The following is a 13954-nucleotide window of genomic DNA, read 5'->3' as shown; positions in this document are numbered from 1 at the left end:
CATGGCCCGCCCGACTTCGTCCTACGCCTGCAGCGAGTGCGGCTGGACGAGCCTGAAATGGGTCGGCCGTTGTGCCGAATGCCAGGCATGGGGCACCGTCGTCGAGCGCGGCGCCCCCGTCGCCTCGGTGCGGGCCATGGCGGTGCCCGAGGGGCGCGCAGCCCGACCCATCACCGAGCTCGGCACCGAGTCGCTCGCGCACTGGCCGAGCGGCATCGCCGAGTTCGACCGCGTTCTCGGCGGCGGCATCGTGCCGGGGGCGGCGATCCTGCTCAGCGGGGAACCCGGCGTGGGCAAGTCGACCCTGCTGCTCGAGGTGGCCTCGCGGGCGGCGCGCACCGGCATCCGGGTGCTCTATGTCAGCGCCGAGGAGTCGGCCGGCCAGGTGCGGCTGCGCGCCGAGCGCACGGGAGCCCTCGACGACGAGCTCTACCTCGCCGCCGAGACCGATCTTGCGACGATCCTCGGGCACGTCGACGCCGTGCGGCCCGGGCTGCTGATCGTCGACTCGGTGCAGACCGTCTCGTCGTCCATGTCGGAGGGCGCACCCGGGCAACCCGCCCAGGTGCGCGAGGTCGCCGGCACGCTCATCCGCGTCGCCAAAGAGCGCGGGCTGCCCGTGCTGCTGATCGGGCACGTCACCAAAGACGGGTCGATCGCCGGGCCGCGGATGCTCGAGCACCTCGTCGACGTCGTCTGCAGCTTCGAGGGCGACCGGCAGACCGCACTGCGTTTCGTGCGCTCGCTGAAGAACCGCTTCGGCCCGACCGACGAGGTCGGCTGCTTCGAGATGACCGGCGACGGCATCGCCGAGGTCTCCGACCCGAGCGGGCTGTTCCTCTCGCGCAGCGGCACCGCCGTGAGCGGAACCTGCGTCACGGTCGCCGTCGAGGGCCGCCGGGCGCTGCCGGTCGAGGTGCAGGCGCTCATCGTGGCGACCCAGGCGCCCCAGCCGCGGCGGGTGGTCAACGGGGTCGACGCCTCCCGGGTCGCGATGCTGCTGGCGGTGCTCGAACGGCGCTGCGGCTTCCGGCTGTCGAGTTCGGATGTCTACGTGTCGACCGTGGGCGGCATCCGGCTCTCCGAGCCCGGCGCCGACCTCGCGATCGCGCTCGCGATCGCCAGCGCCGTGAAAGATCAGGCGCTGCCCGCCACCACCGCGGCGGTAGGCGAGATCAGCCTGGCCGGCGAGATCCGGCCGGTCGCGGCCGCGAAGCAGCGTGCCGCCGAGGCCCGCCGCCTGGGCTACACCACCATCGTCGACAGCACGGCCGGACCGCTCAAGGAGGCGATCCGGGTGGCGTTCGCCGCGACCGCGCCCGGCGAGCGGGTGGACGTGCCCGCGTTCTGAGCGGCGGCGGCTGCGGTTCAGCTGCGCAGGCGTGCCTGCACCTGGGCGGAGGTGGGCAGCGAGCCCCGCGCACCGAAGCCCTCCGTCGCGATCGCGCCGGCCACGGCGGCCCAGCTGACGGCATCCGGCAGCGCTCGTCCCTCTGCCAGGCCGACGGCCAGCGCCGCGGTGAACGCGTCGCCGGCGCCGGTGGTGTCGACCACGTCGGCCGGGATCGGCGCGATGTGCTGCGGCGCCGCACCGGCCCGGTGCAGTTCCGCGCCCTCGCCGCCGCGGGTCACCACCACCGCGCCCGCGCCGGCCGCGAGCAGAGCGGCGACGCCGCCCAGCGACTCGAGCTCGGTCTCGTTCGGGGTGATCACGCTCGCTGCAGCCAGCAGGGAGGCCGGCAGAGCGCCGAGCGGCGCCGGGGCCGGATTGAGCACGAAGCCCCAGCCGCGTCGCGCGGCCACCCGCGCCGCCTCCTCGACCGCGTCGAGCGGCACCTCCAGGCAGGCCACGACGATGGCCTGCGGTTCGTCGATCGCGTCGAGGGCGGAGGCCACCACGACGGGGGTGACGGCCGAGTTCGCGCCCGGCACGATCGCGATCGAGTTCTCCCCGTCGTCATCGACCAGGATGATGGCCACGCCGGTCGCGCCGTCGACCGTCGCGAGCCCCGACACCTCCACCCCGCGGGCGGCGAGGTCGGCGCGGGCCGCCGCGCCCCAGTGGTCCGAGCCGACCGCGCCGACCAGGTAGGTGCGCGCTCCGAGGGCGGCGGCGGCCGACGCCTGATTGCCGCCCTTGCCGCCCTGCGCCTCGGCGAAGCGCGCCATCGACACGGTCTCGCCGGGTCGCGGCATCCGACCGCCCGCCGCGACCAGGTCGACGTTGACCGAGCCCACGACGATCACAGCGGCAGTCATGCTGTCGATCCTGGCACGCCCCAGGCTCGCGGGACGACCGCGGACTACTGCAGCAGGAACTGCCTGGTGCCCGCCGACTTGGCGGCGCCGAGCTGCACCGAGAGGTGGTAGCTGGCTCCTCCCGCGGTGACCGCGGGCCGGTTCGTGGTGCAGGTGGTCTTCGACGAGCGGGTGCGATCCCACGCGAAGGGGGTCGTCGACACCGCCTTGCCTGGCTGCAGCACCTGCACGTTGGCGGCGGGAGCGGTCTGGCAGTCCTTCGAGCTCCAGATCTGGTCGGCTCCGCTCGTGATGACATACACCTGGGCGTCGGTTCCGACATCGAAGCTGCAGGCGCTCGCGCCCGAGTTGGTGATCGTCATCGAGAGCTGCGGCTGCGCCCCCGTGGCGTAGCTCGCGGCATCCGTCACGGGCTGCAGCGTGACGACCGAGGGATCGCACGCGCTTGCGTTACCGGAAGCCCCCGTGCTCGCGAAGCTGGACGGCTTCTGGCTCGTCGTGTGGGAGGGGCTGGGCGTCGCGCCCGGAGTGCCCGATCCCGGTCGGACCACGATGAGGATGACCACGACGATGACCGCGACGATCACGAGCAGCAGCAGCAGACGACGGCGCCAATACACCGAGGGCGGTTGCGGGCCGACCGGATTGCGGATCGTCGACATGCCGACAGGGTAAGCCCGGCCTGGTGCGACGGGCGGCTGACCCGCCGCGACCGCGCATGAAGCGCTGCTACAGCTGCTTCAGCATCCGGGTGTTGCCGAGGGTGTTCGGCTTGACCCTGGCCAGGTCGAGGAACTCGGCGACGCCCTCGTCGGGCGAGCGCACCAGCTCGGCGTAGACATCCGCCGACACCACGCCCTCGCCGATCTCGCGAAAGCCGTGTCCCTCGAAGAACGCGGTCTCGAAGGTGAGGCAGAACAGGCGGGTCAGGCCGAGCTCGCGCGCATCGTTCTCGATCCGCTCCAGCAGTGCGTGCCCGACGCCGCGATGACGCCAGGCGGGAGCCGTGGCCAGAGTGCGCACCTCGCCGAGGTCCTCCCACATCACGTGGAGAGCGCCGCATCCGACGAGCTCGCCGTCGGCGGTCTCGGCGACGCGGAACTCCTGTACGGCCTCGTAGAAGACGACCCGGTCTTTTCCGAGCAGGATGCGCTGCTGCACGAGCGGCTCGATCAGCGCGTCGATCGCGGGCACGTCGGTGGTACGGGCGCGGCGCACCGCGAAGCCGGGGGCTGCCGAGGTCGGGGCCGCAGAGGTCACGCTGCCACCCTACAAGTGCCCCGCCTCCGACCCGGCGGCCTCCGCCGCCTCCCCTTCGCGCCCGTCGCCCCCGCCGCCCCCGCCGCCGACACCTGCCGAATGAAGGAGATGCATCGCAATCCGTCGTGAGATGCGCCCGGATGCGCCGACACGTGCCGAATCTCCTTCATTCGGCAGGTGCGATCGGGGATGCCGGATCGCGGCGCGGGGCGGGACGACGAAGGGCGGCGGTTCCGCAGAACCACCGCCCTCGTCGTGAGCTGAGACGCTACTCGGCTTCGACGGCTCCCACCGCGGCCGGGAGCTCCTTGGCCGGAGTCTCTTCGCGGCCCGGCTGACGCCCGGTCGTGAAGACGAACTCGCCCAGCCCGGCGGCATCCGTGACGTAGTCGACGTGCACGTGGTCGCCCGCGTTGAGGTCGCCGTGCAGGATCCGCTCGCTCAGCGCGTCCTCGACCTCGTGCTGCACCGCGCGGCGCAGCGGTCGGGCGCCGAGGGTCGGGTCCCAGCCGATCTCGATCAGGCGCGACTTGGCGGCATCCGTGATGTCGATCGTCATGTCGCGGTCGAGCAGGCGCTCCGACAGCCGGCCGATGAACAGCCCGACCACCTGGAGCAGCTCCTCCTTGCTGAGCTGCGGGAACACGATCGTCTCGTCGACGCGGTTCAGGAACTCCGGCTTGAAGTGCTTCTTCAGCTCCTCGACCACCTTGGCGCGCATGGCCCGGTACGAGTTCTCGGCGCTCCCCTCGATGGTGAAGCCGACCGGCCCGCCCGTGATGTCCTTCGTGCCGAGGTTGGTCGTCATGATGATCACGGTGTTCTTGAAGTCGACCACGCGGCCCTGACCATCCGTCAGACGTCCCTCCTCCAGGATCTGAAGCAGCGAGTTGAAGATGTCGGGGTGCGCCTTCTCGATCTCGTCGAAGAGCACGACGCTGAACGGCTTGCGGCGCACCTTCTCGGTGAGCTGGCCACCCTCTTCGAAGCCGACGAACCCGGGAGGGGCACCGAACAGCCGCGAGACGGTGTGCTTCTCGCCGTACTCGCTCATGTCGAGCGAGATCAGCGCGTTCTCGTCGTCGAAGAGGAACTCGGCGAGCGCCTTGGCCAGCTCGGTCTTTCCGACGCCGGTGGGGCCGGCGAAGATGAACGAGCCGGAGGGGCGCTTCGGGTCCTTGAGGCCGGCGCGGGTGCGGCGGATCGTCTTGGCGAGCACCGAGATGGCCTCCTCCTGACCGATCACGCGCTCGTGCAGGGCCTTCTCCATGAAGATCAGGCGCGAGCTCTCCTCCTCGGTGAGCTTGAACACCGGGATGCCGGTCGCGTTCGCGAGCACCTCGGCGATCACGCCCTCGTCGACGGTGCCGCTGGCGGCCACGTCACCCGCACGCCACTGCTTCTCGAGGCGCAGCCGCTCACCGAGCAGCTTCTTCTCCTCGTCGCGCAGGCTGGCGGCCTTCTCGAAGTCCTGGTCTTCGATCGCGGCCTCCTTGCTGGCGCGCACTCCGGCGATCTTGTCGTCGAACTCGCGCAGCTCCGGCGGGGCCGACAGGATCGACAGGCGCAGGCGTGCGCCGGCCTCGTCGATCAGGTCGATGGCCTTGTCGGGCAGGAAGCGGTCGCTCACGTAGCGGTCCGCGAGGTTCGCGGCGGCGACGATCGCGCCATCCGTGATCGACACCTTGTGGAACGCCTCGTACTTGTCGCGCAGCCCCTTGAGGATGTTGATGGTGTGCGGCAGCGTGGGCTCGTGCACCTGCACGGGCTGGAAGCGGCGCTCGAGCGCGGCATCCTTCTCGAAGTGCTTGCGGTACTCGTCGAGCGTGGTCGCACCGATGGTCTGCAGCTCGCCGCGGGCGAGCAGCGGCTTCAGGATGCTGGCCGCGTCGATCGCGCCCTCGGCGGCACCGGCACCGACGAGCGTGTGGATCTCGTCGATGAAGGTGATGATGTCGCCGCGGGTGCGGATCTCTTTCGTGACCTTCTTGAGGCGCTCCTCGAAGTCGCCGCGGTAACGGCTGCCCGCGATCAGCGAGCCGAGGTCGAGCGTGTAGAGCTGCTTGTCCTTCAGCGTCTCGGGCACGTCGCCGCGCACGATCGCCTGGGCGAGGCCCTCGACGACGGCGGTCTTGCCGACGCCGGGCTCACCGATCAGCACCGGGTTGTTCTTGCTGCGACGGGAGAGGATCTGCATGACCCGCTCCATCTCCTTCTCGCGGCCGATGACCGGGTCGAGCTTGCCGTCGCGCGCGGCCTGGGTGAGGTTGCGGCCGAACTGGTCGAGGATCTGCGAGCCCTTGTCGGGCGTCGCGTCGTTGCCGCCGACCGCGACCTGCTCCTTGCCCTGGTAGCCGCTCAGCAGCTGGATGACCTGCTGGCGCACGCGGTTCAGGTCGGCGCCCAGCTTGACCAGCACCTGCGCCGCGACGCCTTCGCCCTCGCGGATCAGGCCGAGCAGGATGTGCTCGGTGCCGATGTAGCTGTGGCCGAGCTGCAGCGCCTCGCGCAGGCTCAGCTCGAGCACCTTCTTGGCGCGCGGCGTGAAGGGGATGTGGCCGGTCGGCTGCTGCTGACCCTGGCCGATGATGTCTTGCACCTGCTCGCGCACGGCATCCAGCGAGATGCCGAGGGACTCCAGGGCCTTGGCCGCGACTCCCTCGCCCTCGTGGATGAGGCCGAGCAGGATGTGCTCGGTGCCGATGTAATTGTGGTTGAGCATCTTCGCCTCTTCTTGGGCGAGGACGACCACCCGACGGGCGCGATCCGTGAACCGTTCGAACATCTTCTCTTTGCTCCTCCGGAGCCGAGCAGGGGCGGCTCCGATACATCGAGAGTAACGACGGGGGCGGCTCAGAAGTCCCGTGTTCGCCGTGGGCGTGAGACGTGTCCCGGCCGTCACCCCGCCGTCACCAGGAGCCCGTTCAGGAACAATCGGACGTCACGAGACCGAGAGTGAGACACCTGCCGTTTCTTCCTGAACCGGCCACGGTCTCCCCCGGCCCGGGCTCAGACCGGCGGGCGTAGCATCCTGACCGTGCCGTCCATCTCCGTCTTCTTCGCCACCTGGCGGCTCGATCCGGTGGCGCTCGCCGCGATCCTGCTCGCGGCGGCCCTGTATGCGGCCGGTGTCGTGCGGGTGCGGCGACGCGGCGGGCGCTGGCCGCTGCGGTTCACGCTCGCGTTCCTGCTGCTCGGGCTCGGCTCGTTCGCGGTGGTCGAGTTCGGCTTCCTCGGGGCGTACAGCCACGATCTGCGGTGGGCCTTCACCACCCGCATCGCGCTGCTGCTGTTCGTGATCCCGGCCTGCATCAGCGCGGGCCGGCCGATCGGGCTGCTGCGCGCGTCGCTCGGCGAGAGCGGCGTCGCCCGACTCGAATGGATGCTGCGCACCCGCCTGCTGCGCCTGTTCGGCAACGCGATCTTCGCCACCCTGTTCTCGGCGATCGTGTTCTCGGTCTTCCTCACCCCCGCGGCCTGGGTGCTGCGCGGCACCCCCGCGCTGAACTCGGCGATGAGCATCGTCATCCCCCTGCTCGGGCTCATCATGGTGCTGCCGATCGTCGAGAACGCGGGTGGACGCACGAGCCTGTTCATCACGGTCGAGTTCCTGCTGGCCTTCGTCGAGTTGGTGATCGATGCGGTGCCGGGCATCGTCATGCGGCTCAACGACGCGATCCTCGATCACGCCCCCCTGATCGGCCCCGCCGTCTCGAGCGCGGCGAGCTGGTGGCCGAATCCCGTGCACGATCAGCACCTGGCCGGCGACTTCCTCTGGTTCATCGCCGAGATCGCCGACGTGCCGATCCTGGTGCTGCTGTTCGTGCGCTGGACGCGCTCCGAGAAGCGCGAGGAGAAGAAGTTCGACGAGCTGACCGACGAGCAGCTCGAGGAGCTGACCCGGCAGCATCTGTCCGATCCGCGAGGCTGAGGTCGCGAGGGTAGCCTTCCAGCATGGCGGTGAGCGAGCTCCTGAGCACCGAGTTCGCGGCGCCGTTCGAGCGGACGACCGAGGCGGATGCCGCGGCCCTCGCCCACGCGCTCTGGGGCCTCACGCCCGCCCGTGCGGTCCGGGTCGACACGGAGCGCGACGACACCTTCCTCGTCGAGACCGCCGAGACCGCCGAGGCCGCCGACGCGGCCGGCATCCCCGACACCATCGACGGCGGTTACGGCCGGTACGCCCTCAAGATCAGCCATCCCGCCGACGACCCGGCCGTCGTCGAGCTGCAGCTCGCGGCGATCGAGTGGGCGGCGGCGCGCGATGCCGGCCTGCCGCTGCCGCACCCGATCCCGGCGCTCGACGGCCGCCTGCTCCCCGTGGCCGACGGGCGGGTCGCGCGGCTCAGCCGCTGGATGCCGGGGCGACCGCTGCGCGACGCCGTCGCGGATGCCGCTCCCGACGGCGCTCCCCCGCCGACGCTGCTGCATGCGGTCGGGACGGCGCAGGCCCGCCTGACCGTCGCTCTCGAGGGATTCGCGCACCCCGCCGACGGACGCGCCCTCGCCTGGGACGTCGCCCGGTTGCCCGAGCTCGGAGCGCTGCTCGAGGCGGTCGACGACCCGGCTCCCGTCACGGACGCCTTCGACCGCTTCGCGCGCACCGTCGCGCCGCGGCTCGACGAGCTGCCGCAGCAGGTCATCCACAACGACGGCAACCTCGACAACCTGCTGGTGTCGGACTCGGCGCCCGGGGCGGGAGTCCGCGTGGCGGCGATCCTCGACTTCGGCGACGTCGTGCGCACCGCCCGCGCGCTCGACCTGGCGGTGGCGGCGAGCTATCTCGTTCCGGGCGACGGGCGGGTCGCGACATCCGAGGTCCTGGCCGGTCTCGTGGCGGGCTGGGAGAGCGTGCTCCCCCTCGAGCCGCTCGAACGCGAGCTGCTGCCCGGGCTCGTGGTCGGCCGTCTGGTGCAGCGGATCCTGCTCGGCTCCTGGCTGGCCCGCGAGCTGCCGGGCAACGCCGACTACCTCGGACGCAACATCGCCCACACCCGCGCGCAACTCGCACGCGCCCTCGCGGAAGGCTCATGATGGCAGGCCCCTCGACCTACTTCGATCCCGCCGACACCGACGAGCTCGCCCCGCGAACCGCCGAACTGGTGCGCCGCCGCGCCGCCGCGATGGGCCCCGCCTACCGCCTCTTCTACCGCGAACCGCTCGAACTGGTGCGCGGGGAGGGCGCCTACGTGTGGGATCGCGCCGGCGTGGAGTACCTCGACGTCTACAACAACGTGCCCTCGGTCGGCCACGCCCACCCCCGCGTGGTCGCGGCGATCGCCGAACAGGCGGCGCGCCTCAACACTCACACGCGGTACCTCGACGAGGCGACGATCGCCTACGCGGAAGACCTGCTCGGCACCTTCCCCGGCTCGCTCGAGCACGTCATGTTCACCTGCTCGGGGTCGGAGGCCAACGACCTCGCCCTGCGGATCGCGAAGGCGGCGACCGGCGGAGGCGGCGTGATCGTCACCCGCAACGCCTACCACGGCGGCACGACCGAGGTCGCGGCGATCTCGCCCTCGCTCGGCGGCGTCGACTCGCTCGCGCCGTGGACCCGGGTTGCGCACGCCCCCGGCGGGGGCGCCGATCTGCACGCGGCGGTCGCTTCGGCGATCGCCGACCTGGAGCTGGTCGGCATCCGCCCGGCGGCGCTCATCGTCGACACGATCTTCGCCTCCGACGGAGTGTTCCCGGATGCGGCCGGCCTGTCGCTCGCCGTCGCCGCGATCCGCGCCGCGGGCGGGCTGTTCATCGCCGACGAGGTGCAGGCGGGGTTCGGCCGCCTCGGCGGAGGGTCGGCCGGCGCAGGGCCGGCCGGCGGCGACGACGCCGGCGCCGCCGGGCAGAACGGCGCCGACCTCGGGCTCTGGGGGTTCGCGCGCTACGGACTCGAGCCCGACATCGTGACGCTCGGCAAGCCGATGGGCAACGGTCATCCGGTCGCCGCTGTGGTCGCGCGCCGCGCGCCCATCGAGGCCTTCGCGGCGCGCGGTCGCTACTTCAACACCTTCGGCGGCAATCCCGTCTCGATCGCGGCCGCGCAGGCGACGCTCGACGTCGTGCGCGAGGAGCGCTTCGTGGAGCACGCGCGCGCGATCGGCCCCCGGCTGCGGCGCGCGCTCGAGCAGATCGACTCGCCGCGCATCGGCGAGGTGCGCGGGCAGGGCCTCTTCCTCGGCGTCGACCTGGTGGATGACGCCGGCCGGCCCGACGAGGCCCTCGCGATCGAGGTCGTGAACGCGCTGCGGCAGCGGCGGATCCTGCTCGCGGCATCCGGACCCGGCAACAACACCCTCAAGATCCGCCCCCCGCTCGTCTTCAACGACACCGACGCGAGCAGGCTGGTCGGCGAACTCGACGCCGTGCTGAAGGAGCTGTCGTGAGCAACCTCGAGAAGGATCCCAGCGAGCTGCTGGTCGCCGAACCCGCGATCGACGAGAGCGCCGCCGACCTCGCGTCGCCGGTCGAGCTGCTCGAGCCGCGCGAGGTGCCGCTCGGCGGTCCGCGCGCGATGACCGTGCGCCGCACCCTGCCGCAGAAGAAGCGCAGCCTGGTCGGCGCGTGGTGCTTCGTCGACTCGTACGGGCCGACCCCGGTGACGGGGCGCGGCGCGATGAACGTGCCGCCGCATCCGCACACCGGGCTGCAGACGGTGAGCTGGCTGTACGCCGGCGAGATCGAGCACCGCGACAGCGCGGGCAGCCTGGCCCTGATCGAACCGGGGCAGGTCAACCTGATGACGGCGGGAGCCGGCATCCAGCACTCCGAGGTCTCGACCGAGGCCACGAGCGAGCTGCACGGCGTGCAGCTGTGGCTCGCCCTCCCCGACCGCTCCCGGCACGTCGCGCCGTTCTTCGAGCACTACGTGCCGCCGGTCATCCGGCACGGCGACGCGACGCTGCGGGTGTTCCTCGGCTCGCTGCTCGGGCAGAGTTCGACGGTCACGACGTTCACGCGGCTGCTCGGCGCCCAGCTCGACCTTCCGGCGGGCGGTTCCGTGACGATCCCCGTCGATCCCGGCTTCGAACACGGCCTGGTGGTGGATGCCGGCACGCCCCGCCTGCAGGGCGTCGAGGTGCTGGCGACCCACCTGGGCGTCGTGCCCGCGGGACCCGAGACGCTCACCGTGGAGGCCGGCGACGCGCCGCTACGCGCCCTGCTGATCGGCGGCGAACCGCTCGGCGAACGGATCGTGATGTGGTGGAACTTCGTCGGCCGCAGCCACGACGAGATCGTCGCATTCCGCGAGAAGTGGCAGGCCGAGGTCATCGCCGGTGCCGAGGCGAACGGGCGGTTCGGTCACGTCGACGGCTACCCGGGGCAGGCCCTGCCGGCTCCGGAACTGCCGAACGTGCGCCTGCGCCCGCGCGACTAGCGCGACGCGGCTAGCGGGGGCCGCCCGGTTCGACCGGCGAGTTCGCGACCAGACGCGCGCGCTCCTCGGCCTCGACCTTGGCGTACGCCTTGCGCTCGTTGCGATCCGAGCGCAGCAGAGCGCGCATGATGAACCAGAACAGCAGCCCGATCACGATCGTGGGCGCGAGGGACCAGATGATCCCACCCCAGAAGTCCGTCGGCATGGCTCCAGGCTACGCCCGCATCAATGTGCGTTCGCCAAGAAGACGATCGCGATCACGACGAGCATGACGACCAGGCCGCCGATGGCGACGAGGCGCGAGGTGCGGCGGTCCACCTCAGCCCTTGGCGATGATGCCGACGATGCCCGAGGCGATCAGGTAGATCGCGATGCCGGCCACGACGATCCAGATCACCACGCGCGTGGGCGAGAGCTTGGGCTTGTCGCCGTTCGACGACGGTTCGGGGGGCGTGCTCATGATCGGACCCTACGTCACTTGACGAGCGGGAACAGGATCGTCTCGCGGATGCCGAGGCCGGTCAGCGCCATGAGCAGCCGGTCGATGCCCATTCCCATGCCACCGGTCGGCGGCATCCCGTGCTCGAGAGCCCGCAGGAACTCCTCATCGAGTCGCATTGCCTCGTCGTCGCCGCGCGCACCCTGAGCCGCCTGCTCGATGAAGCGCTCGCGCTGGATCACCGGGTCGACGAGCTCCGAATAGCCGGTGGCCAGCTCGAATCCGCGGATGTAGAGATCCCACTTCTCGACCGCGCCTGGGATCGAGCGGTGGTCGCGTACGAGCGGGCTGGTGTCGACGGGGAAGTCCATGACGAAGGTCGGGCGCACCAGATCGGCCTTCACGAAGTGCTCCCAGAGCTCCTCGACGTACTTGCCGTGGGTGGCGAGCTTGACCTCGATACCCTGGGCATCGGCGAGCGCCTTCAGCTCGGGGAGCGCGGTGGCGGTCGTGATCGTCACGCCGGCGGCGGCGCTCAGCGACTCGTACATGCTGATCCGGTCCCAGTCGCCGCCGAGGTCGTACTCGGTGCCGTCGGCCCAGGTGACCACGTGCGAACCCGCGACCGCGAGGGCCGCGTTCTGGATCAGCTCCTGCGTGAGGTCGGCCATCTGGTGGTAGTCGCCGTAGGCCTGGTACGCCTCGAGCATGGCGAACTCGGGGCTGTGGGTGGAATCCGCCCCCTCGTTGCGGAAGTTGCGGTTGATCTCGAACACCCGATCGATGCCGCCGACCACGGCGCGCTTGAGGTACAGCTCGGGCGCGATGCGCAGGTACAGCTCGGTGTCGAAGGCGTTCGAGTGGGTCGTGAACGGGCGTGCCGCCGCCCCGCCCGGAATCACCTGGAGCATCGGCGTCTCGATCTCGAGGTAGTCGTGCCCGGCGAAGGTCGACCGCAGCGAGGCCACGGCGAGCGCCCGTGCCCGGGCGTTGGCGCGGGCCTGCTCGCGCGAGATGAGGTCGAGGTAGCGCTGGCGCACCCGCGTCTCCTCGTTGAGCTCGACGTAGAGGTTGGGCAGCGGCAGCAGGGCCTTGGCCGCGATCGCCCACTCCGTCACGAGGATGCTCAGCTCGCCGCGCCGCGACGAGATCACCTCGCCGCGCACGAAGACGTGGTCGCCGAGATCCACGTACTCCTTCCAGCGCTCGAGCGACTCCTCGCCGACCTCGGCGAGCGACACCATGGCCTGGATGCGCGATCCGTCGCCCGATTGCAGCGAGGCGAAGCAGAGCTTGCCGGTGTTGCGGCTGAACACGACGCGGCCGGCGAGGCCGACGGTGACGCCGGTCACGTCATCCGCGACGAGGTGGCCGAACTCGGCCCGCACCGCGGGGATCGTGGTGGTGATCGGCAGCGACACCGGGTAGGCCTCGCCCGTGGCGATCAGCCGCTCCCGCTTGGCGAGCCGGACGGCCTTCTGCTCGGCGATCTCCTCGACCGAGATCTCGGGCTCGGCGGGGCTCTCGGGCACGGCGGGCGTGGGCGTGTCGTCGCTCATGATGCTCAGTTCAGGTAGATGGCGTCGTTGTCGATCAGGCGGGCCGGCCCGACCCGTGCGGCGATCACGACGCGTGCGGGGCCCCGGTAGCCGTCATCGACAGGCAGGAAGGTGCGCGGGTTCACGACCTTCAGGTAGTCCAGCTTAACGAGGCGCTCATCCATGAGAACCGACTGGGCCGCCGCCAGCACCGCGTCGATGCCGCGATCCGAGGCGGATGCCGCGGCCTCGAGCGCGCGGCTGAGCGCGAGTGCGGCGCGCCGCTCGTCGGGGTTGAGGTAGCGGTTGCGGCTGCTCAGGGCGAGGCCGTCGGGCGCGCGCACCGTGTCGACCACCTCCACCCGCGTCGCGAAGTTGAGATCGGCGACCATGCGCTGCACGAGGAAGACCTGCTGCGCATCCTTCTGTCCGAACAGCACGACATCGGGCCGGACGATGCCGAGCAGCTTCGCGACGACGGTCAGCACGCCGTCGAAGTGGCCGGGCCGGGTGCGGCCCTCGAGCAGGTTCGCGACCTCGCCGCCGGTGACCTTGGTACCGGTGTCGCCATCCGGATACATCTCGGCGGCCGTCGGAGCGAAGACATACCCGACTCCGTGGGGGGCGAGTGCGTCGAGGTCGCCGCCGAGGTCGCGCGGGTACTTGTCGAGGTCCTCCTCGGGCCCGAACTGCAACGGATTCACGAAGATCGACACCACGACGACGTCGGCCAGCTCACGCGCCCGCTCGACCAGGGCCAGGTGCCCCTCGTGCAGGGCGCCCATGGTGGGGACCAGCGCGACGGTGCGCGACGGGCCGGTGCGGGACGGGTCGGTGTTCTCGGATCCATTGCGGCCGGCGAGTTCCGCTCGGAGGGCAGCGATCGTCTCGACGACGACCGGCCTGCTGGGGCCGGGACTGCTCACGGTGCCTCCTCGCGTGCCGACATCGGTCACGCCTCGAACGATGCTACCGACTGTGCGGGATGCCGCCGACGGCGGGCGGCTCGGCGGGCGCGGGGGGGCGGCTCGGCGGGCGCGGGGGCGGGCGGCTCGGCGGACGCCGGGGCGGGGAAGTCGG

The 13954-nt window shown here is 71.3% G+C and carries 13 protein-coding genes; 5 read left to right on the top strand and 8 right to left on the bottom strand.

Features of this window, described 5'->3' with window-relative positions; translation table 11 throughout:
• Position 1: 1 nt before the first annotated feature.
• A complete protein-coding gene (gene radA, locus ACFPJ4_RS11815; RefSeq protein ID WP_386740645.1) occupies positions 2–1351 on the top strand; it encodes a DNA repair protein RadA in 1350 nt (449 codons plus the stop codon).
• A 17-nt stretch (positions 1352–1368) separates the two neighbouring features.
• Here radA and ACFPJ4_RS11810 read toward each other — a convergent pair whose 3' ends face one another.
• The 4 genes from ACFPJ4_RS11810 to ACFPJ4_RS11795 form a co-directional block, all read right to left on the bottom strand.
• Positions 1369–2259 (bottom strand): PfkB family carbohydrate kinase, encoded by an 891-nt coding sequence (locus ACFPJ4_RS11810; protein ID WP_386740644.1) that lies wholly within the window; start codon positions 2257–2259, stop codon positions 1369–1371.
• 44 nt (positions 2260–2303) lie between these two features.
• Positions 2304–2921 (bottom strand): hypothetical protein, encoded by a 618-nt coding sequence (locus ACFPJ4_RS11805; RefSeq protein WP_386740643.1) that lies wholly within the window; start codon positions 2919–2921, stop codon positions 2304–2306.
• Between the two features lie 67 nt (positions 2922–2988).
• The gene (locus tag ACFPJ4_RS11800) at positions 2989–3519 is read right to left on the bottom strand and encodes an amino-acid N-acetyltransferase (protein WP_386740642.1); all 531 of its coding nucleotides are present in this window, start codon (positions 3517–3519) and stop codon (positions 2989–2991) included.
• Positions 3520–3787: 268 nt separating this feature from the next.
• On the bottom strand, positions 3788–6304 hold the full coding sequence (locus ACFPJ4_RS11795) for an ATP-dependent Clp protease ATP-binding subunit (RefSeq protein ID WP_386740641.1): 2517 nt from the start codon (positions 6302–6304) through the stop codon (positions 3788–3790).
• Positions 6305–6556: 252 nt separating this feature from the next.
• Between ACFPJ4_RS11795 and ACFPJ4_RS11790 the strand changes: the two genes are divergently transcribed.
• The 4 genes from ACFPJ4_RS11790 to ACFPJ4_RS11775 are packed head-to-tail and all read left to right on the top strand — an operon-like array spanning position 6557 to position 10897.
• Positions 6557–7450 carry a cytochrome c oxidase assembly protein gene (locus ACFPJ4_RS11790; protein ID WP_386740640.1) on the top strand — a complete coding sequence of 298 codons (894 nt, stop codon included), beginning with the start codon at positions 6557–6559 and terminating at the stop codon, positions 7448–7450.
• A gap of 23 nt (positions 7451–7473) precedes the next feature.
• On the top strand, positions 7474–8553 hold the full coding sequence (locus tag ACFPJ4_RS11785) for a phosphotransferase (RefSeq protein ID WP_386740639.1): 1080 nt from the start codon (positions 7474–7476) through the stop codon (positions 8551–8553).
• Positions 8553–9905 carry an aspartate aminotransferase family protein gene (locus ACFPJ4_RS11780; RefSeq protein ID WP_386740638.1) on the top strand — a complete coding sequence of 451 codons (1353 nt, stop codon included), beginning with the start codon at positions 8553–8555 and terminating at the stop codon, positions 9903–9905. Before ACFPJ4_RS11785 ends, ACFPJ4_RS11780 begins: the two co-directional genes overlap by 1 nt.
• On the top strand, positions 9902–10897 hold the full coding sequence (locus ACFPJ4_RS11775; RefSeq protein WP_386740637.1) for a pirin family protein: 996 nt from the start codon (positions 9902–9904) through the stop codon (positions 10895–10897). The genes ACFPJ4_RS11780 and ACFPJ4_RS11775 overlap by 4 nt, the downstream gene beginning before the upstream one ends.
• Before the next feature lie 10 nt (positions 10898–10907).
• Here ACFPJ4_RS11775 and ACFPJ4_RS11770 read toward each other — a convergent pair whose 3' ends face one another.
• From ACFPJ4_RS11770 to panC, 4 genes are all read right to left on the bottom strand, one after another.
• Positions 10908–11102, bottom strand: coding sequence for a hypothetical protein (locus tag ACFPJ4_RS11770; RefSeq protein WP_386740636.1), 195 nt, complete (start codon positions 11100–11102; stop codon positions 10908–10910).
• Positions 11103–11216: 114 nt separating this feature from the next.
• Complete coding sequence (locus tag ACFPJ4_RS11765; RefSeq protein WP_386740635.1) at positions 11217–11357, bottom strand: hypothetical protein; 141 nt, start codon at positions 11355–11357, stop codon at positions 11217–11219.
• A 14-nt stretch (positions 11358–11371) separates the two neighbouring features.
• Complete coding sequence (gene lysS / locus ACFPJ4_RS11760) at positions 11372–12895, bottom strand: lysine--tRNA ligase (protein ID WP_386740634.1); 1524 nt, start codon at positions 12893–12895, stop codon at positions 11372–11374.
• A 5-nt stretch (positions 12896–12900) separates the two neighbouring features.
• Positions 12901–13800, bottom strand: a complete 900-nt coding sequence (gene panC, locus ACFPJ4_RS11755) for a pantoate--beta-alanine ligase (protein ID WP_386740633.1) — start codon at positions 13798–13800, stop codon at positions 12901–12903.
• Positions 13801–13954 lie beyond the last annotated feature (154 nt).

Origin of the sequence: Lysinimonas soli (assembly GCF_042655435.1) — a bacterium.
In the GTDB taxonomy this organism is placed as follows: Bacteria; Actinomycetota; Actinomycetes; order Actinomycetales; family Microbacteriaceae; genus Lysinimonas; species Lysinimonas soli.
This window is presented reverse-complemented; position numbering and strand designations above follow the sequence as displayed.

Excerpts from the sequence above, each read along its gene's own strand:
- radA (WP_386740645.1), top strand. The coding sequence starts at position 2 with ATGGCCCGCCCGACTTCGTCCTACGCCTGCAGCGAGTGCGGCTGGACG.
- ACFPJ4_RS11780 (WP_386740638.1), top strand. The coding sequence starts at position 8,553 with ATGGCAGGCCCCTCGACCTACTTCGATCCCGCCGACACCGACGAGCTC.
- ACFPJ4_RS11805 (WP_386740643.1), bottom strand. The coding sequence starts at position 2,921 with ATGTCGACGATCCGCAATCCGGTCGGCCCGCAACCGCCCTCGGTGTAT.
- ACFPJ4_RS11795 (WP_386740641.1), bottom strand. The coding sequence starts at position 6,304 with ATGTTCGAACGGTTCACGGATCGCGCCCGTCGGGTGGTCGTCCTCGCC.
- ACFPJ4_RS11810 (WP_386740644.1), bottom strand. The coding sequence starts at position 2,259 with ATGACTGCCGCTGTGATCGTCGTGGGCTCGGTCAACGTCGACCTGGTC.
- ACFPJ4_RS11765 (WP_386740635.1), bottom strand. The coding sequence starts at position 11,357 with ATGAGCACGCCCCCCGAACCGTCGTCGAACGGCGACAAGCCCAAGCTC.
- lysS (WP_386740634.1), bottom strand. The coding sequence starts at position 12,895 with ATGAGCGACGACACGCCCACGCCCGCCGTGCCCGAGAGCCCCGCCGAG.
- ACFPJ4_RS11770 (WP_386740636.1), bottom strand. The coding sequence starts at position 11,102 with ATGCCGACGGACTTCTGGGGTGGGATCATCTGGTCCCTCGCGCCCACG.
- ACFPJ4_RS11785 (WP_386740639.1), top strand. The coding sequence starts at position 7,474 with ATGGCGGTGAGCGAGCTCCTGAGCACCGAGTTCGCGGCGCCGTTCGAG.